The 20,955-nt window shown below is 39.6% G+C and carries 16 protein-coding genes; 2 read left to right on the plus strand and 14 right to left on the minus strand.

Translation table 11 applies throughout. From position 1 onward, the window contains the following. A partial coding sequence (locus tag JL57_RS33230) for a helix-turn-helix domain-containing protein (RefSeq protein ID WP_291299565.1) occupies positions 1–135 on the minus strand: 135 nt, incomplete at its 3' end. Between the two features lie 90 nt (positions 136–225). Here JL57_RS33230 and JL57_RS01165 point away from each other — a divergent pair. Further along, a complete protein-coding gene (locus tag JL57_RS01165) occupies positions 226–369 on the plus strand; it encodes a ribbon-helix-helix domain-containing protein (RefSeq protein ID WP_034140224.1) in 144 nt (47 codons plus the stop codon). A gap of 276 nt (positions 370–645) precedes the next feature. Here the strand turns inward: JL57_RS01165 and JL57_RS01170 are convergent, their stop codons facing one another. From JL57_RS01170 to JL57_RS01220, 11 genes are all read right to left on the minus strand, one after another. Beyond that, positions 646–2,661 (minus strand): FAD-dependent oxidoreductase, encoded by a 2,016-nt coding sequence (locus JL57_RS01170; protein WP_034140225.1) that lies wholly within the window; start codon positions 2,659–2,661, stop codon positions 646–648. 157 nt (positions 2,662–2,818) lie between these two features. After that, complete coding sequence (locus tag JL57_RS01175; protein ID WP_034140226.1) at positions 2,819–3,253, minus strand: MarR family winged helix-turn-helix transcriptional regulator; 435 nt, start codon at positions 3,251–3,253, stop codon at positions 2,819–2,821. Positions 3,254–3,383: 130 nt separating this feature from the next. Next, positions 3,384–5,285, minus strand: a complete 1,902-nt coding sequence (locus tag JL57_RS01180) for an ABC transporter ATP-binding protein (RefSeq protein ID WP_034140227.1) — start codon at positions 5,283–5,285, stop codon at positions 3,384–3,386. Further along, positions 5,282–7,009, minus strand: coding sequence for an ABC transporter ATP-binding protein (locus JL57_RS01185; protein WP_034140228.1), 1,728 nt, complete (start codon positions 7,007–7,009; stop codon positions 5,282–5,284). The genes JL57_RS01180 and JL57_RS01185 overlap by 4 nt, the downstream gene beginning before the upstream one ends. 42 nt (positions 7,010–7,051) lie before the next feature. Beyond that, positions 7,052–7,501: a MarR family winged helix-turn-helix transcriptional regulator gene (locus JL57_RS01190; protein ID WP_034140242.1), complete on the minus strand. Its 450-nt coding sequence runs from the start codon at positions 7,499–7,501 to the stop codon at positions 7,052–7,054. Between the two features lie 424 nt (positions 7,502–7,925). Next, complete coding sequence (locus tag JL57_RS01195) at positions 7,926–9,050, minus strand: toxic anion resistance protein (protein WP_034140229.1); 1,125 nt, start codon at positions 9,048–9,050, stop codon at positions 7,926–7,928. A gap of 31 nt (positions 9,051–9,081) precedes the next feature. After that, positions 9,082–11,559, minus strand: coding sequence for a YceG family protein (locus JL57_RS01200; RefSeq protein WP_291299562.1), 2,478 nt, complete (start codon positions 11,557–11,559; stop codon positions 9,082–9,084). Positions 11,560–11,583: 24 nt separating this feature from the next. Then, positions 11,584–11,922: an arsenate reductase family protein gene (locus JL57_RS01205; protein WP_034140230.1), complete on the minus strand. Its 339-nt coding sequence runs from the start codon at positions 11,920–11,922 to the stop codon at positions 11,584–11,586. A 400-nt stretch (positions 11,923–12,322) separates the two neighbouring features. Continuing rightward, positions 12,323–13,660 carry an acetyl-CoA hydrolase/transferase family protein gene (locus tag JL57_RS01210; protein ID WP_034140231.1) on the minus strand — a complete coding sequence of 446 codons (1,338 nt, stop codon included), beginning with the start codon at positions 13,658–13,660 and terminating at the stop codon, positions 12,323–12,325. A 190-nt stretch (positions 13,661–13,850) separates the two neighbouring features. Next, on the minus strand, positions 13,851–15,311 hold the full coding sequence (locus tag JL57_RS01215; RefSeq protein ID WP_045691824.1) for a sigma-54-dependent Fis family transcriptional regulator: 1,461 nt from the start codon (positions 15,309–15,311) through the stop codon (positions 13,851–13,853). 376 nt (positions 15,312–15,687) lie between these two features. After that, positions 15,688–16,509, minus strand: coding sequence for a methyl-accepting chemotaxis protein (locus tag JL57_RS01220; protein WP_034140233.1), 822 nt, complete (start codon positions 16,507–16,509; stop codon positions 15,688–15,690). Positions 16,510–16,912: 403 nt separating this feature from the next. On the opposite strand from JL57_RS01220, the gene JL57_RS36175 reads away from it, so the two are divergent. Continuing rightward, positions 16,913–17,188 carry a TIGR02328 family protein gene (locus JL57_RS36175; RefSeq protein WP_366556967.1) on the plus strand — a complete coding sequence of 92 codons (276 nt, stop codon included), beginning with the start codon at positions 16,913–16,915 and terminating at the stop codon, positions 17,186–17,188. A 332-nt stretch (positions 17,189–17,520) separates the two neighbouring features. On the opposite strand, the gene JL57_RS01230 is transcribed toward JL57_RS36175, so the two are convergent. Together JL57_RS01230 and JL57_RS01235 are read right to left on the minus strand one after the other, a co-directional pair. Beyond that, entirely contained in the window at positions 17,521–19,521 is a 2,001-nt protein-coding gene (locus JL57_RS01230; protein ID WP_034140234.1) for a sigma-54-dependent Fis family transcriptional regulator, read from the minus strand. A gap of 63 nt (positions 19,522–19,584) precedes the next feature. Further along, positions 19,585–20,925, minus strand: a complete 1,341-nt coding sequence (locus JL57_RS01235; protein WP_291299563.1) for an acetyl-CoA hydrolase/transferase family protein — start codon at positions 20,923–20,925, stop codon at positions 19,585–19,587. Positions 20,926–20,955 lie beyond the last annotated feature (30 nt).

Raw genomic sequence — 20,955 nt, forward strand, 5'->3', positions numbered from 1 at the left:
TCCACCACTAGCATAGTTCTTCTCTTGTCTGTCTAATGCCCAATTGTATGCCCACCTTGCAGTTCCAGCCGACTTCCACAACTGCTGTTCCTGTGCTTCTGTGGGCTTGAGTCTAACTTTCTTTCCGAGGATCACTTGATATCACCTCCAAGGAAACTATACCATAGCGGCACCACCTTTACAACACTGTATTTCATTGCTATAATTACCTAGAGGTGAATGATAATGACCATTAGTGCTGATAATACGAGAACCAATATAACCATACCAAAGGCTCTAAAGAAGAAACTGGAAGAACTTGCCAAAGAACAGAATCGTTCCTTAAACAATTTAATCGTTACCATCCTTGAGAACTCTACTAAGAAATAGTAGGGTTCTATATAGTTTCATAAGAATTTCTTAATTGTTGTTTACCCCCCTCTTAATCGAAGCTCGACATACGAAGATCGTGGTTCGATTTTAGATTAGGGATTGTTTTCCTCCCTACTTATGTTGTACTCTTTCGAACCTCGGACCTTAAACATCGGACTTCGCACCTCGAATAATAGCTATCCTCTAAGATTTTTGAACTTCAAACTTCGCGCCTTGCCTTATTAGCTGTATTCGCTCTGACATCGGACCTTAAACTTCGTGCCTCGAACCACGCTATTTGATTCCCTCAGCATAGGCTTCATGGATAGCATCGAGAACTTTGCGTGGTTTAGCAGCATCCCCAATGATACTCAACGACTCGATCTTCCCTTGCAGAGCTGTGTACAGTTCATTTTGGGAACAGGAACCTACTGCTAAGATAACGGTATCTGCCGGTATGACCCTTTGTTCTCCAGCGTTTTCCACGAGTACACCGTCCGCCCGAATTTCAAGGACTTTGTTATCTTCGAGACAGTTAACCCTGTAACGTTTCAAATCTGCCAACATGGACCAGCGGGTACTGGGCCCGATGTCTCGTCCGATTCCTTTGCCCATCTCTAAAACAGTAATTTTTTTGCTTCCCTGAGTTGCCAAACGATAGATTTCTTGGTCTGTTTCAGCCTGCTGCAAGAGAAGGAATCGCAAAGTTTGATTATCTATAGTACCTGATTCCGCTAGCAAGAGTGCGGTATCAACTCCGACAGCTCCCCCACCAACAATTATGACATTTTGACCGGTTATTTGGCGACCTAACAAAACATCCCAAGCCTGCAAAACCTGGGTTCCTGGTTCGATTTTGATAAGCGGAGTAATGGGGCGAGCACCCGTTGCAATTACAACCCTAGTAAATTCTCCGTTCTGGACGGCGGATAGAATCTTTTCAGGGGTCGCCTTAACGTTATACTGAATAATCACCCCTAAATCTTGGCAGATATTTGCTAAGTAGGTTCCAAAATATAAGAAATCTTGACGACCAGGAGGGGCTGCAGCTAATGCTAATTGTCCACCTGTCTTATCACTTTCTTCCCAAATCGTGACCTTATGTCCTTTTAGCGTCGCAACACGTGCAAACTCCAATCCGGCAGCACCTGCCCCAATCACAAGAATCTGTTGATTTTGAGCTGGTGGATTTTTTAACGCTAATTCTGCCAATTCAGCTTCTCGGCCTGCCTCAGCATTGACCAAACAACTTACGGGTTTAAGTTGAAAAACATAGTCTAAACAGCCTTGATTACATCCGATACAGGGGCGAATTCTATCCGAAGCTCCACTCATGGCTTTTTTGGGTAGCTCTGGGTCTGCAAGCAGGGGTCGGGCCATGCCAATAAAGTCTGCTTTACCTTCCTGCAGAATTTCCTCTGCCAATTCAGGAGTGTTAATCCGGTTACAGGCGAAGACAGGAATTGAGACCGCTTGTTTAATACCCTGAGCTAGGTAGGCATAAGCTCCAGGAGGAACATTCATGGTAAGCTGAGGGACTTGGGTTTCATGCCAACCGCCTGTCACATTGAGAGCGTTTACGCCCTTTTTCTCAAGCGCTTGACAAAAAGCTCGTGATTCAGTATTTGTGTGACTGCCAGGCACAAAATCATTCCCCGCAACTCGAACTATGATAGGGAAATCAGGTCCAACTGCGGCACGTACTGCCTCTACCACTTCAAGCCCGAAAGTCATGCGGGCCTGGAGGTCTCCACCATAACGATCGGAGCGTTGATTGGTGACCGGGGAAAGAAATTGGGAAATCAGATATCCCGCACTGGCAAGAATCTCAACCCCATCAAACCCTGATGCTTGTGCTCTTTTAGCAGCCTTAGCGAAGGAATCTATCACTTGGTTAATTTTTTCCTGCGTAAGCTCTTCCGGAGTTTGCCTTGTCAACCTGGAAGAAATTGGGGAGGGAGCTACCGAAGGCTGGCCGGTAAGAACAGAGTGAGCGTACCTGCCGGCTTGATAAAGCTGAGGCACGATTTTCGCACCTTCGGCGTGAACAGCCTCCACTAAACGTCTCAGACCGGGAATGAAGTAATCGTCATCTAGTTGAGTCATCCCAGGGCCGTTTCCAATCCGGTCAATACCACACCCGCCAAATACAATAAGGCCGACCCCACCACGGGCTCGGGCACGATAAAACTCAATCAGTTTGTCATTTACTTCACCTTGAGGGCTATATCCTAAATGCATAGGCGTCATCACCAGACGATTGCGAAGTTGGAGTGTACCTATTTTTGCAGGAGAAAAAAGCATAGACATTATCACAAACCTCCTAATTAGTAGTTTCTTAATACCAAAAAGCAGTCCAGTGAACTCGTTCAACTAAAGATCAACTTTAGTTCTCGATCATACTTGATATGTAAAATGTAAATATGTAGATATATCGGAATATTCGAACAGTAATAAATGAAAAAAATTAATCCAAGGACAGTTTTTCGAGAACTTTTTCAAAAGTAGCAAATTCTTCCTCAGTAAATCGTTCTTTAATTTCTTGATTCAACGTTTCAGCCAGACAGGTAATTTCCAAGATATTTTGTTTAGCCTTATCCTTAAGAAAGACTAAAAGTGAGCGTCTATCTTCTGGGTCGTCCCTCCTTTCTACTAAATCCTGGCGTTCCAGACGATCCAAGATGGAGGTAAGGGTAGATCCATCCATTTCTAAACTTTTGGCTAAGTCCTTGAATTTAACCCCATCTTTTTCCCACACCACACTCATTACATAGAATTGTGCCGGAGTAATTCCGTAATGAGAAAAACTACTCTCGTAATACCGATTGACCTTTCTCATGACTCGACTAAGTTTGTAACAGACATACTTCGAAGGGCTACAGCTAAGATTGGTCTCGTCCATGATCACACCTCGTATACTCTTTGTTGGTACACCATTATTGGTGTAGACATTAATGGTGTACCAACAATCATGAATCAAGTATAGCGCAGAATAAATTTAAAGGCAATAGGATTTTCCATGATTTACCCATTTAGCCTACTTCGATTCCCAAATTTGCACCCTTAAACTGACTGTTATACAGGTCTGCATAGAAACCATTCTGGGCAAGAAGTTGGTTATGATTACCCATCTCCACAATACTACCTTGATTCATAACCAAAATTAAGTCTGCCTCTCTAATCGTGGAAAGTCGATGGGCGATGACAAAGCTTGTTCTACCTCTCATCAATTCAGTCATCGCTTTTTGGATAAACACTTCCGTTCTTGAGTCAACGCTACTGGTAGCCTCGTCAAGAATTAAGATGGCAGGATCGGCTAGGATGGCACGAGCGATGGTCAGAAGTTGTTTTTGACCTTGAGAAATATTTGAAGCTTCCTCATTCAATAATGTTTGATAGCCATCCGGCAGTGTCTTAATAAAATGATCAGCATGAGCAGCTTTTGTCGCTCGCATAACCTCTTCTGACCTAGCCCCTTCACGACCGTAAGCGATATTTTCCATCACAGTTCCATTAAAGAGCCAAGTATCTTGAAGTACCATGCCGAACATACTGCGTAGGGCACCACGTTTAATCTCTCGAATATCCACTCCATCAATCGTGATTTTTCCAGCACTTATTTCATAGAAACGCATTAATAGATTGACAAGTGTGGTTTTACCAGCACCCGTTGGCCCTACAATAGCAAGGGTGTTTCCTTGTTTAACGTCAATACTCATGCCTTTAATCAAAGGTTCTTCTTCTTTATAGCTGAAATCTACGTTTTCAAATCTAACATTGCCCTTAGGAAAGGCTATTACTTTCGCATCAAAATCATCTGATACTTCTTCACTCTCATCTAAAAGTTCAAAGACACGTTCAGCTGAAGCAATTGTCGATTGAATAATATTCGCGATATTAGCCGTCTGAACAATCGGCATCGTAAATTGCCTCGAATATTGTATAAAAGCTAGTATATCTCCTATAGTTATTGTGCCTCTTGTGGCAAAAACACCACCAACGACACAGATAATTACATAACCAAGATTACTGACCAATCTCATTAAAGGCATTATTATACCTGAAATAAACTGAGCTTTATAGCCTGCCGTATAGAGTTGATCATTGATTGAATTAAAGGTTTTGATTGATTCCTCTTCACGCCCAAAGGCCTTAACAAGTTTGTGACCAGCAAACATTTCTTCAACATGCCCATTAAGGTCTCCAAGGGATTTTTGTTGATTGGCAAAGTGTTTTTGAGAACGTTTGGCGATCATAATTGTTACAACCAAATAAAGGGGAAGAGTTAATATTACAATCAAGGTTAATAATGAGCTAATGGATAACATCATCACGACAACCCCTACAATCGTCACAATTGATGTAATGAGTTGAGTGAGACTTTGCTGAAGAGTGGTTGAAATATTATCAACATCATTTGTGACACGGCTCAAAATTTCGCCATGGGTCCTGGCATCATAAAACTTAAGCGGTAAGCGTGAAAGCTTCTCATCGACTTCCTTACGCATAGTATAAACAGTTTTTTGGGCTACACCAGCCATAATATATTGCTGCAGATAGCTAAAAGCGGCACTGATCAGATATAACCCGATCAGGATTAGGACGATCTGTCCTATATATTCGAAATCCAATTTTGGAACGGGCTTATGCATCTGTTGGGCGATCATTTTGGCACCGAAGCCCTCCGCGATTTTTGTGATCCCTTTACCCATAATCTTAGGGCCTAAAATACTAAAAATTGTGCTTAGAATTGCAAAAATAAATACGATCATGAATTTCGTTCTTTGCGGCTTTAAATAATTAAGCAGCCTGAAAAGTGTCTTTTTAAAGTTTTTAGCTTTTTCTACAGGTTTCCCCAGGGATCCCATAGGCCCCCCAGATCTCCCGCCAGGAAAACCCTTATCCGTTTTATCAATCTTACGTTCTTCACTCACCCGACTTCCTCCTCTGCAAGCTGTGAAGCTACAATCTCACGATAGACCATACAAGTTTTTAACAGTTCTTTATGGGTTCCAATTCCTGTAATTTGTCCGTCATCTAAAACGATGATTCGATCTGCATCTCTCACGGTTGAGACACTCTGAGCAACGATGAAAACCGTAGCCTTGGCGATTTCAGGTTTGAGCGCAGCTCGTAGCCTCGCATCCGTTTTAAAATCCAGTGCAGAGAAACTATCGTCAAAAAGATAGATTTTGGGTTTTCTCACCAGAGCCCGAGCAATGGAGAGACGTTGCTTTTGTCCGCCAGAAATATTAGTTCCTCCCTGAGCAATATTGTGATCAAAGCCAGCTTCCATGCCTAGGATAAATTCAGTAGCTTGTGCTACCTGTGCAGCATGTTTAATCTCTTCTAAAGTAGCCTCTTCTTTGCCGTATTTAATATTTTCTGCAATAGTCCCTGTAAAAAGAAAAGTTTTTTGAGGAACAAAACCTATCTTAGCTCGCAAATCTTGCTGCCTCATGTCTCGTACATCAATCCCATCCACTAAAACACTCCCATGTTCAACATCATAGAAACGCGTCAATAAATGAATTAAGGTAGATTTACCAGAGCCTGTCCCCCCAATAATAGCCGTCACCTCGCCTGCTTTGGCACTAAAACTAATATTACTAACGGCAGGTTGATCAGCACCTGGGTATCGGAAGGAAACATCTTTAAATTCTACTAGCCCTCTTTCACTGTTTACAGATCTTGGCTCTTGAGGATCCTTAATATCCAGATTTGTATCCAGTACTTCATTGATTCTGACTGCGGAAACCTGGGCACGTGGGATCATAATAAATAACATAACGAGCATTAATAATGAGAATAAGATTTGGGTCGCATATTGAATAAATGCCAGAAGTGAGCCCATCTGCATATCTCCTAAGTCTATTCTAATGGCACCAAACCAAACTAAGGCTACTGTTGTCAGATTCATAATCAACATCATCATTGGCATTAAGACAGCCATAATCACATTTATTTTTATGGCATTGTCCATAATGTCTTGGTTGGCATGATCAAACCGTACTTTTTCTTTGTCAATGCGATTGAAAGCACGTATAACTCGAATGCCGGTAAGATTTTCACGTAAAACCAGATTTAATCGATCAAGTTTTTCCTGCATAACTTTAAATAATGGCATTCCTCTAAACAACGTAATCCCAATAATTCCAAATAGTACAGGAATGACTACGACAAGCACCCAAGCTAATGATTTATCCTGTTGCAGTGCCATCACAATTCCACCGATACTCATTAAAGGCGCCGTGACCATCATACTAAGGATCAAAATGGATACTTGTTGAACCTGAGTTACATCATTAGTCGTTCTGGTAATAAGCGTGGCAGTTCCTAATTTGTCAAACTCCTGTAAGGAAAAACTTTCGACTTTGTTGAAGATTTTTTCTCGCACAATTTTCCCAAAACCGACTGCAGTTTTTGAGGATAGATAAGATGCAATAATTGCACAAACGGTTCCTCCTGCAGCAATGATTAACATGAGACCACCTATTTTTATAATATAAGGAACATCTTTATTTACGATCCCATAGTCAACAATATCTGCCATCAAGGTAGGAAGATATAGATCAGAAAGTACTTGGACAAATAGAAGCCCGATAACTACAGCAATGTGAGCAGTATACGGTTTCATGAAACGAAACAATTTTAGCATAAAGATCATCTCCCGTCCTTGTCCTTTTGAAGGTATTATTTATCAACATTTACTATCATCCTTGTCCCTTAAAAGCTTCTTGAGTGTACTCAAGCCTTCAAATATTATTTCTAGATCCTCAGGGGTTCCTTTATTCATAACATCTTTAATATTTAGCTGCAGATTTTTATGAAAGTGTTGATGCATCTCCTTAAAGTTTGGAGACATTTTTACATAAACAATCCTTCTGTCCTTTTCACTACGTTCCCGTTCCACCATTCCTTGCTTTTCTAGCCGATCCACAATTCCTGAGACAGTACTATTCGGTAAGCTCAGCTTACTACTTAGTTCGGTTATTTTGATCTTAGTTTCCTTACTTAATATTCTTAGCACCATTCCTTGTGGTGCAGTGATCCCTGAATCTTCAAAGACTTTACTCATGCTCTGTTTAAAAAGGATCATTACTTCCTGAAAAAGATTTGCGACTTTTGCACTTTCATTGATAGTTTCCATTTGTTGCTCCTTAATTAAAGTATTCCGTCTACGTTTATCAACTTTCAAGACTCCTACTTCTTGTAAGTAGGAATCTGAGTTCACATCCTTACGCATATATTTCGAAGCCGAATGTTTCGCTCACGAAGTATTTTACTCCTTTAGTATCAAATCGTCAATTTGAGATTTCTACTCCATCGAAGGAATTGTTAAATACCGGTAATTATTGATTAGCAATCTTAGATTATGACTCCTAGTAATCAACTATCCCAGACTAGCTTTCGCAATATATCTTCTAGATTTTCCCAAATATTTTTGGATGTTTTCAAATTACAAGAGCCTCCCACCACCTCTTTTGAAGTGTGTGAAAGGCTCCTGTTTTTGGATAGCGAACCACTTTCTTGAATTATCTCAGTTTCGGTTATGTTCCCTTTTGAAATTGTAATTACCTTACGATTCCACGATTCACAAAATCTTGTTTCAGGATCTCTAATCTCTTGGTTCCATCTAAACGTTTTTGTCTCATTTCCTCCTGAATCGCTTTTGTTTCCTCAATACCCTTTACGATGGTCTGCCAGGATTTTTCTAAAGTTTCTATACTCACCGAACTTCCTGAAGCTAGTTTAGCCACCATCTTTGATTGTAAAGCGGTATTCTCAGCATTACGAAGTAGCAGTTCATTTGTCTTTTCATCTAACGCGCTCATCGCTTTGGCCTGCACTGATTGACGCTTTAACATGATGGCCTGAACCAGGCATTGCTTAAAGATTGGCATGGTAATTACAAACGCAGAATTGATCTTGCGAACCAAGTTATAATTGCCATATTCAATGGCCTTGATGGTTGGCATACTTTGTACAGCAACATTTTCAGCAAGTTGTAAATCATAAATTCTTTGTTCCATAATATCTTGAACCTGCATTAAGTTATTGACGTTTTGTTGGTCAAGTCTGTCACCCGTCTGATTAGCCTTAGCCTGAGCAGCAGGGATGACATTATTCTTAAGTTCTGCAAGTACCACTTGACCAGCGTAAATATATTGCCCTAACTGCTCGTAATACTCTGTGTTTCTATCAAACATATCCGCTAAGTGTTTATTGGCAATATTAATTTCTGCTTCATATTGTTTCAGCGTCACAAATACTTTATCAACTTCATCACCCATTGAGTTATATTTTTTAAAGAGGGCATCCACTGAATTCTTTGCTTTAGAGAAAAGCTTCTCTAGAAAGCCTGGTGACTTTTCTTCGAAATCTTTGATATCAAACTTCTCCATGATCTTATTCAGTTGAAGCAATAGTTCGCCTGAATCCTCAACCTTTGTCGATTGCATTGAATGAAGGATGGCGTCTGAAAAACGAGCAACCTCTTCTGCAGAGTTCTTACCAAAGGTCATGATTGAGCTAACATCTTCAATATTAATTTGTCGTACAATACTGCGAACCTCAGGGCTTTCTTGGACTCTAACCATAACTTCATGTTTCTGTTTCTCTAGATCAAACTCTGGTACAGGTACCGGCATTAAGCTTTTATCCTCTGTTAACATGGTTGTAAAGCCTTGAATTTCCATTTCAAATCCCCTTTTCTTGAATATTTATGTGCTAGCGAAGGTTGAAAAATCGAGATAAAAGTCCAGGTTTAGGAGTTGATGGCGCTGAAATGCTACTTAAAGGTGGCAGAGCAAGGTCGTATTTCACTAAAGGAAGCTGATGAACATCCAAAAGAGTTGGCTTGATATGCTGTTCAATGTTTCTGTAGCTCGTTGGCGTAAAAATAACAACGTCGAGACCGATTAGGTTAAAATAGGCAAGTAAGATGCAGTCATTTTCATTGAAGGATTCCTTAACATGATCATAGAGTATCACTTTAGGTATCTCTTGAGGATAATCAAAACCTTGGATGAGCTTAATAAAGGATTCATCCATTGTTAAGATTGTCATGATGATGGTTAGCTTAAATTTCTCATCAACCGTTGTTAAAAACATTCCCGAGCTAATTAGTTCATTGATTTTAACCATCAGGAAATGTTGCAAAGGTTCTTTGAGATAACTCAACTTGTAATGCCGATCTTTCAGGACTTTGGACACATCTAAAAATCCGTCCTTATTCAGTAAATAGTTTGCTTGGTAAAGTTCCTGCTTGGTATAGCTTATTTTAGTGAAGGGGACATCCTGAATAATTTTTGTATTAGGAGCCTCGGCAAGCGCTTTGAGGCCTTGCCAATAATCATTAATATCCTCGCTAACTCCATTGATCTTGGCAAATATATTGGGAACATAAACCTTCCTATTCTGTATTTTAAACTCTGGACGAAGTTTTGTAGGTTCTCGCCAGAGTATTTTAAGTTCGTCATAGGTGGTTTTAAGAGTTATCGGTTGAGTTTGGTAGTTTTCAAATTGCCATGGTTTAAAAAGACCCACTTCTTCACCATAGATTACTTCCTCAATTTCTTTCGAAGCATTATAGGCAACGGTGCTTTTGCGAATCAATTGCTCGTGTTCTGGAAAGGCAGCGAAGGATAAATTATGATTATTTTTGATCGGATAAGTTAAAACATCGCCTTGATCGAAGCGTTGAAATGGTTTATCTCCCGATGGCTCAGAGTGAATAAACAGAACGTCACACCCTATCCTATGGAAAGCAGAAAGCAGAAATATTTCGTGAGCTTTAATCGGACCATAGAAAAGGATTTTGGGATTATGTAGATTAGATCCTTCGACACGGAAAGGATTACTCCGCTTCCCTTGGGTAAAGAGACTCGGTAGGTATCGGTTCAACCAACTAACAATCTTTAACGAGAAATTTAAGACAATGGAACTATTGACGTTACTATTCTTTTCTACAAAAAGCTTAACAATATCCACAAACGAGTTCAATATCGTGTTATTTAGAAGCTCTCCATAGGTTTGTGGAAGAATCTTGGCCTGGAGAATCTTATCGACAACCTCCTGCCAGTCCTGAGCAGAATCGTTAAAAAGTCTCTGGGGTATCAAGGCACTCTCCTCAGCTGTGGGTGCTGGAATACTCTCAAGAAACTTTAGATACTGGAATTTTTGCAAGCCTTTATCAAGATTGTAAAGAGAATTATAATACTCCGCCTGCCAATCATCCGTAGTACTGGGCACTCCAATATAACGAACAAAATAGGCCGGAACTATTGGATAGGGCTCCCCTACAAAACCACTTCGTTGGTTCAAGGGCACTAAACTATCCTCTAAGATCGAAGCGGTTTTCTTCAATTTGACCACAATAATAGGATCGTTACTCAAGCTATCCAACGGATTCTTGTGTTGTATTTGCGTGTCGCCTTTGATCTTCTCTTGCCTAGGTGTGGGCATAATAGTTTTAGGCTTTTCCAGAGATTTTTTTGAGGGAAAGGCTCCTATTGGAAGGTCTTTCGATTTTCTCATTAATAAGCAATATTCGTTTTTGTAATCTATAGTCTCAAATAAATCTTTAAACGAAGTATTTAGCACAAGGACATCAAAGCCGACTAGGGACATTAGAATCAGGAAATAAGTTTCGTGTTTAGTAGGACTTCCCCAATAAACAATTTTAGGGTTATAGAGTGATTTTTTATTGATGAGTTTACCATAGTTCCCAAACCACAGCAAAATTTTAGTGCTAAAATTGAGCATTATACTTAGATTAACCGGTCCCTCATTCGTGATAAATAGATTTAGCATGTGTCCAAAGGCTTTTTTAATTTTTAGATGAACTTGATTATCTGAGGTTAATGAAAAGTAGCCCTGTGTTTCTAAGACATTTAGAAGCGCCCCATTACTATAGTCCTTTAACGGAAGAGGTTCAAACAGTTTTTTAGCTCTTTCAATTAATGATCGGTCTGTAGTCAGTGGGATTGTTTTGTCAAAACAATAATAATTACCCATTGATCTCAGTCTTTCATCTAACCTAATAACCTCAAGTTGATACTGTCTCTCGTCATCGCAACCAATAATACGGTAAAAATATACGTACGGTATCGCCCCCCTTTCTTTCAGAGGAGATAAAATATCCTTAAAAATATCGTCTGATTCTTTTACAATCGTTAACTTCTCCTTGCTTTCCGTACGTCTCACTCCTTTCAAGAAAGCTAAGTATCACTATTCCCAAGATTCCCAGATAGATGGTTCATATCCTACCGTTGCCTGTTTTCCATTGCGTACGATAGGGGTTTTATAAAGACTAGGATTATTCAAGAGCATTTCTTCCTTGCCACTAGTAGAAATAATGCGATCCATGTTTAAGCGCTTGTAATCCTTAGTCTCATTATTAACCAGATTCTTTAATCCTACAGCAGCCTTTACACTTTGCAATTCTCCTTTGCTCAAGCCAAGCATTGTCAAATCTACAAATTGATAGTTAATGTTCCGTTCTTTAAAATAACGTTCTGCTTTTTTTGTGGCAAAACATTTCTTTAAACCGAAAATCTGAATATTCATCACTCGATCTCCTTTAGAAGAAACAATCTCTATGGATTATTACACGATTCATTCTAACTGATACTTCCATTAACTCATTAACTAGACCATTCCCCCTCGTTGTTGCTTAGAATATTTTTAGTAAGCTTATCATAAACGGTCTGAATTCTTTAGGGAGTAACAACTTATTTTCCAACATAGCCATTTAATTATTTCTACAATTAATATCTTAATACCTGCAATAAAACTCATTCCATTGATATAATAACCAAAAAGCCTGCAAAAGCAGGCTAAGACATAAATATTAATGCCTCATTTCTTTAAGATTTACGATTACAACGAAAAAAGAGACACTTGTAATGTCTCTAAATCCTAATGTACCATCCGTGCCACTGCAGCTAAAGGACCTATATCGTCAATCTTAAAATAAGGTAAGTTTTTTAGCTTCTTCGCGGAGTTCGGCTCTAAAATCTGGATGAGCAATACTAATTAACTCTTGAGCTCGCTCTCTCATAGTCTTCCCTTTAAGTTTGGCAACACCGTATTCAGTTACGACGTAATCAACGTCCTGGCGGGGAACAGAAACCGCAGTTCCATGGTTTAATAACGGTACAATTTTAGACAGCCGGCCTTTCTTAGAAGTATTGGCAGCTGAGTGCAGGCATATAAAGGCTTTTCCTCCAGGTGAAAGCTGTGCTCCCCGGACGAAATCCAACTGACCACCTGTACCGCTATGTTGCCTCGGACCAATGCTTTCTGAAGCCACCTGACCTGTGAGATCCACTTCAATCGCTTGATTTATGGCGATCAATTTATGATTTTGACCTATTACAGAACAATTATTGGTCCAAGTTGTGCTGTGCATCTCCACCGCAGGATTCTCGTGCATCCACTTATAGGTTTCTGCTGATCCTAGAGCAAAACATGCACATATTTTGTGTCTACTCAAGGTTTTCTTTTTCCCGTTTAGGACGCCTAATTCCCATAGATATTTATAAGCATCACCCAGCATCTCCGTATGAGCTCCTAAATCATGCTTATTTGCCAGGAGTGTGCCTAGTAGATTAGGCATCCCTCCAATACCTAACTGTATAGTAGATCCATCCTCAATCCTTTCTAATAATAAATCAGCAATGGCGATATCTTCTACAGAGCCTTCTTTAGCGACAGGTATCGTATATAATGGTCGGTTACTTTCTACAATACCATCGACCTGCGATATGTGTATGAAGTTATCACCAAAAACATAAGGCTGATTCTCATTAACTTCCATGATTACCATAGTATTATCCTGTTTCGCCACCTCATGAAAGTAGAGGGGTGCAGTTGCAGTACAGAAATACCCATTTTTATCCATTGGAGCTGAAGCGGATATTACCTTGGCCTTTCCAGGCGGAAGGTCTTTAATCCTGTCGATAAAAACAGCAGCATTACCGCTTACACTATCTGGAATAAAATTAGCGTATCCCTTCCTTACAGCTTCTCTCAATATTGGAGAAAGAATGAACACAGAACTTGCCCTTAAGTGGGGATAAATTTCGGGTTTTATCCAATCCGTCGATAATGTAGGCCCAAGCCCAAGGACCTCAACATCGTCAAATTCTCCTGCTTCAGCCCGTTTACCGATGGCATTTAATATCCCTATCGGTTCGCTGACGAATTGATTTGCTACAATCTTGTCTCCAGATTGAATCAGCTTCGCAATATCTTCCAGTGACTTTAGCTTCTGATTATATTGGTCTTGAAACTTTAAATACAAAACAAAATCCCCCTCACTTGGACCTTTTTGATCCCGACAATTTCTTTCTCAAAGAGCTATTGTCTTTATAGTCTAAATAGTTGCAATATTCATGCCAATCAGATTTTATAATATTCAATTTCTTTAAGGCGTGATTCTACGCCGTTTATTCGATTTACCGAGGATTTAGTATTGGTCTAAGTACTCATTATTAACCATTTATGAACGTCAATTTTGACCTTTTTAGTCTTCTGATCCTTCTTGTTAGACTAGATAGACTGATATCCAGCTGTACTGCTGCTTCTTCCCTGCTCCCGCAGCGCGTAATCATTTGATCGATAAATCTATTTTCGAATTCTTCCATTGCTTCGTTAAGGGTCTTCCCTTGATAATTATAGTCTAGTGATAGAGGTTCACATGTTGTTTTATGAAATTTAGGAGGGATGTGTTTAGGAGTTATAACCTTTTCTTGGGCAATAATGATCAAGCGCTCAACTAAATTGGCCAGTTCTCGGACATTACCCGGCCAATCATATTTAGACAAAGTTTCAATCGCTTCTTTGCTGAATTTTACGTTGAAATTATATTTCTTATTGAAATGTTCAGCGTAATGTTGAATAATTAAAAGAATGTCATCTCTTCTCTCACGCAAGGGGGGAATCGTGATTGGCAAAACATTTAAGCGATAAAATAAATCTTCCCGGAAAAGTCCTTGCCTGACCATTTCCTCAAGGTTTTTATTAGTCGCAGCTAATATCCGCACATCAATTTCTTTTGGCTTAACTCCTCCCAGCCTGGTTACTCGTTGATCCTGAATAACATTCAAGAGTTTAACTTGCAAGTTCTTAGGTAAATCTCCTATTTCATCTAAAAAAAGCGTACCTTTATTTACAAATTCAAAATATCCCGCTTTACCTTCTTTGTTAGCTCCAGTAAATGCTCCTGTTTCATATCCGAATAACTCAGATTCCAAAAGATTCTCTGGAATAGCCCCGCAATTAATTTTTAAAAATAAACCAGCTTCATTACGTGGGCTTGCTTTATGAATTATATTAGCAACTAAGTCTTTTCCGACCCCAGACTCGCCTAGTAAAAGTACCGTACTGTCAACATAAGCTACTCTATATGCTAAATCAATAACTTTGCGCATTTCTTCGCTCTGGGCGATGATCTCCATGTTATTGTCTTTTTTAAGTTGATTCAGTTCTGCTAAATACTTTGAGGCAAGGGCTTGAGATTGCAGGTATTTGTTTTTCAATTGATTTAAATCTGTTATATCCCGAACGTTACAATATACCCTATGGATTTTCCCGTTACTATCGTAACATGGAACACCAGTACTTAGGGCAGTCTTACCAAGAATAGTATTTATCACCGCCGTTTCTTTCACGCCGGATTCAAGAACTTTCAACGTCGCACTGGCGTTAGTTATTCCCTCATCAGTCAGATCTCTTGTTGTTCGACCAATTGAATCTGGGTACTTTAGTCCCATAATTCGTTCAATCGAGGGATTAATATATATAATTTTACTTTCCCCATCTGCTATAAGCAGACCATCATAAGAATTTTCAAGCATCCCTAAATAGTCCCGATTCTGTTTCTCTAATTCGGCATTTCGTCTTTTAAGCTGTTCAAGAAGTTCTTGGCTAATGGTTTCTTCTCCTAGTCCCATTGAATCCACTCCTTTGTAGATACTGCCAAATTAATTAGAAATCGGATTAAGTCCTATCTTTAAACGTTATTTTCAACGATACTCTATGTCATATATGACCATAGATGGTTAAATAGGTCATAACGTTATATTGATTGTACTGTTTGAACGGTTGTAGCACAAGAGTATTGTTCACAAAATACTGAATGATTAGATAATTTAAGCAATTTACCTTAGTTAAATAAATAGAGTCCTGTTGAAACTTTGTTGAGATTAATTATTTCATAACAAAGAAAACCCTCGCGTGGGAGAGGGTAGCTAAAGGATAACCTGGTTTATGATTGATTTATATACCTTATTCTGGTTAATTTTTTTAAATATTTGCAAATTAAGACATCTAGTTCATTAAAATATCTCCATGGGATACTAGCTCCTCTGCCATCTTAGATATTTCGCTCAGTGTTTTTGTAAGATTTACTATATCTGTGGCTTGATTCTCACTGACGAATGCCAACTGCTTAATGTACTCTATTAAACTGCTAACTGTATCATTAACCTCCGCTATATCCGAAGATATAGCTAAGGCGGACAGTTTAGCACCCTCAGACAACTTTCTTACTTCATCGGCAACCACTGCAAACCCTCTCCCATTGTTGCCAGCTCTTGCAGCTTCGATAGATGCATTCAGTCCCAAAATACCGGTTTCTGCAGATATCCGACGAATATCTTGAGATATTCTATTTATCTTCTCAATCCTAGTCTTAGCAACAGAAGTGCTGATTTCCATACTCCTTGCCGTGGCTGCCAGCTCCTCACCCGTAGCAGAGAGTTCCTCAGACGTAGTATAACTACTGATGACTAGTTTTGATAAATCTGTACCAGCTTTCTTCAAATCATCATACCGTGTATCAGATATTACCACGGTTATTGCGCCTTCCAAGTCGTCATTATTCCAGAGAGGGTTAGATATTGCTATATATGACATGCCGAACTGTGACTTCTCGATTGGCATTCGAGCTACAAGTCTTTTCTTTTCCCTCAAACACCGAAAGGTAATTGTTTTTTCGTGGGTAAGATCACCTTTCTGTACGCCTAAATTCAGATTTTTGTTGTTAATAGCAAGTATTATCTTTTCAAGACCAGAGATAATAACAGTGACATCCTCGTCATAGAAATCTTTAATAAATGGAGCAATTATTAGTGCTTGTTCAAGATTCATTGCTATTCTCCTTAATTTAAAAGTTGAAGTCTTTACTTCTTTATAAATAAATGTTTTTACAGTAATTAATAACCCTAATCACCTGCTGCCTGCCAAAATTTAATCTCATTTCATATTATTAATGCAAAATTCATGCCAGACGGATTATTGTTTATATTCAGTATTTTCAAATATATAATTCTGATTCTAAGCCTTTTATTCTATTTATTGCCTTTAAATCGTTTACATAAGAACCTTTTAAAGGTCATATATGAGCGTCAATTTTGACCTTTTTTGTAGTGTTACTCGTTTCTATTATTTTTTAGATCCTCTATAGAGCTAACTAATAATTTGAGGGCTTTTGATCAGATCAACGTAAAAAAATCTTCGAGCTTGCTTAGGGAAAGGAATGGAAACTAAAGAAATGCGGCTATGGCATCAAGATCTTCTTCCGTTATTACCGCGCGCTCAACTACTCGGACAACATCGGGAATGCTGCGCCTTGCGCGGAATGGGGTGGGGAAGAAAACATTCCACCGTTGATTATGTATTTACTCACAGTGTGAAAAATCTTGTAGACTATCATTGTCTAGTTCTCAAAGAAATGGAAAATCGGGGATATCAGCCGAATCATCAATGGTACTGCCCTGAATACCGTGGGAAAAAGGCTATTCCTTGGGCGAGCATTTTGACATCTTAACAGAATTCTGTCGTGGAATCTAAGATTTACCCTGAACATGACGATGCTTATCGTAAGGAATGTATTGCTAACCTTACAAAAAAAGGCGTTAGACTCTCCTCGATATCGCCTCATAGCAGCAGTGCCAAGACGAGATTCATGCAGCATATTAAATTGACCGGGGCTGAATAAATAAATCCAGATATTTAACTATGGTATTTATATAGGAAAGGAAAAATATTATTAAGTGAATGGGTTACTCTTATAGAAATATAATAGGCAAGTCCGAATTAACAAATTTATGCGAATTCAGACTAATATTTATGGGACTATTTTTTAAAAAAACCTGGAGTTTAATGATTTAAAGAGGTATTGTTTTGTTTGAATTTACGATAAAGTGTAGCACGAGAAATACCTAGCTCTTTAGCCACCTGGGTCATATTTCCTCCACATGTTTCAATGCACGCTTGAATAGCGTCATGCTCTAACGTCTTCCTAAAATCTCTAAGTTTGCACGCCTCTGAATTATGAGGAAAATCAATTGATAATTTAGCCAATCTTTCCGGGAATAATTGCGAACTTATTGTATTTCCCTCTACCATAGTCACTGCCCTTTCTATTATGTTCTGCAACTCGCGTACATTCCCTGGCCAATCATACAGTGCACAGTTCCGATATACATCTGGTGCGATACTGTCTATTTTCGTCTCCATTCGTTCAGCCATTTTTTTGACAAAGTGAGCTATTAATAAAGAGATATCCCCTTTTCTATCTCGTAGGGGCGGAAGTTCAATGCTTACAACGTTAATGCGGTAGTACAAATCTGCACGAAATTCTCCTATTTCTACCTCTTTTTCTAGATCCCTATTCGTAGCCACAATGACACGTACATCTACAGGAATGGCACCTTTATCCCCGACCCGGCTGACTGCCTTCTCCTCAAGAACACGCAAGAGGGATGTCTGCATGTCTAAGGGCATTTCCCCAATCTCATCGAGAAAAATGGTGCCTCCATCAGCCAGTTCAAATTTTCCAGGACTGCCTCCTTTTTTGGCCCCGGTAAAGGCGCCTTCCACATATCCGAAAAGTTCACTACCTAACAAGTCTCGTGGAATAGCAGCACAATTAATGGCAAAGAAAGGTTGATCTTTCCGCGAGCTTGCATTATGGATTGCTTGGGCGAACAATTCCTTACCAGTTCCGCTTTCTCCCAAAACTAAAACATTTGAATAAGTTTTAGCTACTTTTATACCGATCTTAATACAGTCAAGAAATTTTTGCTCTTGTCCAATGAGATCGGAAAAAGTAAAGCGGGCATAATTTCCCAAGGCACTGGTAACGAACTTTGCAGCTCGAGACATCTGCTGAATAATCAGGACTTTACCGAGAAGCTCCCCGTTTGATTCTAAAAAACGTGTCGAAACTACACATCTGATAATTCCCCCAGAGTTTTGGATGTTCACAAACCGATCCATAACACTTTCTTGGGAATTAATAACCCCTGCAAGGTCTCTGTACCGATTAATCATTCCAAAGTTTCGATTCAAAACGCCGAAGATATTTTGACCAATAGGATTTTGTTTAAAGCCTAAAATATCTAAAGCCTTTTGGTTTACATGTATGACCGAGTTGAATTCATCTATAGCAATTAATCCGTCGGAAAAACATTCCATAACTACAGTTTTAAAGTGATTTGCAATCTCGGACTTCTTGGCTAGGCGGTGGACTGCCAGTTGTTTCTCGATAGAGTCAACCGCAGCTACTACCATCCCTAAAGTATGAGATTGGACCTTGATATAACTAGCAGCCACAGTTAACGTGCCAATTATTGCCTGAGTATCTGGATCATGTATAGGGGCTGATGAGGTAGTGCAGTGTTTGAGACACACGCACCAGTGCTCATCAGGATGAACCTGAAAAGGTCGATCATGATAGACAGCTATAGCGGAGGCACTGGTTCCCATCACAGCTTCTGACCAATTGCTTCCCTGAACTGCCCTGCTTGTTTCATGCATCGCTAATGCCGAAGGATCACCAATTGCTTCAAGTACAAAATGATCATTATTCTCGACTGCCTCTAGTGTTATTGAAAAGCCCGAACCTTTGACGAAATTATAAAAGTTATCCATGGCTGGAACAGCAATCTCTATCAATTCTCTGTATTTTAGCTTGATTCGTTCTACATCCTTAGCAGACCATATATCGTAGTTTTTTCCCTTGCGAGGATTAACTTTGCCTTTACACCTTTGCCATGAATCTAAAACTTCTGGCTTTAATTTTGAAGTGTCAATAGGCTCTCCTTCGATAAATTTCTGCCAAAGACTTTTTTCTTGGCCATTTATGTTAGACGTCATATTAATCCTCCTCCCAAAGTTGGAAGTGGCAGAAACTATTAAGCAAAGACCACAAATGCAAGCTTAAAACAAATTAAGTATTCTCGCCTCTTCGCGGAGTTCGGCTCTAAAATCAGGATGAGCAATACTTATTAACTCTTGTGCACGCTCTCTCATACTCTTCCCTTGAAGTTGGGCAACCCCGTATTCAGTTACGACGTAATTTACGTCCTGGCGGGGAGTCGTTACCGCAGAACCGTGTTTTAACAACGGAACAACCTTTGAAATTCTGCCACTCTTAGTGTCGGCTGCCGAGCGAAGGCAGATAAAGCCTTTCCCCCCAGACGATAGCTGTGCTCCCCTAGTGAAATCCAACTGACCACCTGTACCACTATGTATCCTCGGGCCAATGCTTTCTGAAGCAACCTGACCAGTTAGATCTACTTCAATGGCTTGATTTATGGATATTACTTTATTATTTTGAGCTATTATATATGGATTATTGGTCCAAGCCTGGCCGTGCATCTCCACCGCCGGATTCTCGTGCATCCACTTATACGTTTCCACTGACCCCATAGCAAAACAGGCACATATTTTACCGCGACTCAAGGTTTTCTTTTTCCCATTTAGGACGCCTAATTCCCATAGGTATTTATAGGCATCTCCCAGCATCTCCGTATGGGCCCCTAAATCATGCTTATTGGCCAGAAGTTTGCCTAGTATATTAGGCATCCCACCAATGCCCAACTGTATTGTAGACCCATCCTCAATCATTTCTAATAATAAATCAGCTATGGCAATATCCTCTGCCGAGCCATCTGTCACCGGAGGTATCGAAAATAATGGTTGGGTACTTTCTACAACATAATCAACCTGCGATATGTGTATGAAGTTATCCCCAAATACCCAGGGCTGATTCTCGTTAACTTCCATGATCACCATCGTATTTTGCATCTGCGCTGGCTCATGAAAATACAAGGGTGCAGTGGCTGTACAGAAATACCCATTTTTGTCCATTGGTGCGGAACTGGATATAACTTTGGCCTTCCCTGGCGGAAGGTTTTTTAACATGTAGTTAGTTATAGTTTTAGGAAGATTATGTGCATTGTTTGGAATAAAATTTGCGTATCCTTTATTTACGGCCTCTCTCACTTTAGGAGAAAGAATAAAAGCTGAATTTACCCTTAAGTGGGGATAAACTTCGGGTTTTATCCAATCTATCGATAATGTAGGCCCAAACCCAATGTACTCAACATCGTTAAATTCTCCTGCTTCTGCCCGTTTACCGATGGCATTTAATAAACCTACCGGTTCGCTGGCACATTGATTTGACACTATCTTGTCTCCAGATTGAATTAGCTTGGCGGCATCTTCCAGTGACCTTAACTTCCGTTTGTATTCTTCATGAAATATTGATGAATGCAAAATTATCTCCTTCTTTGCTAAATAATAATA

It is taken from the genome of Desulfosporosinus sp. BICA1-9 (assembly GCF_000802135.1).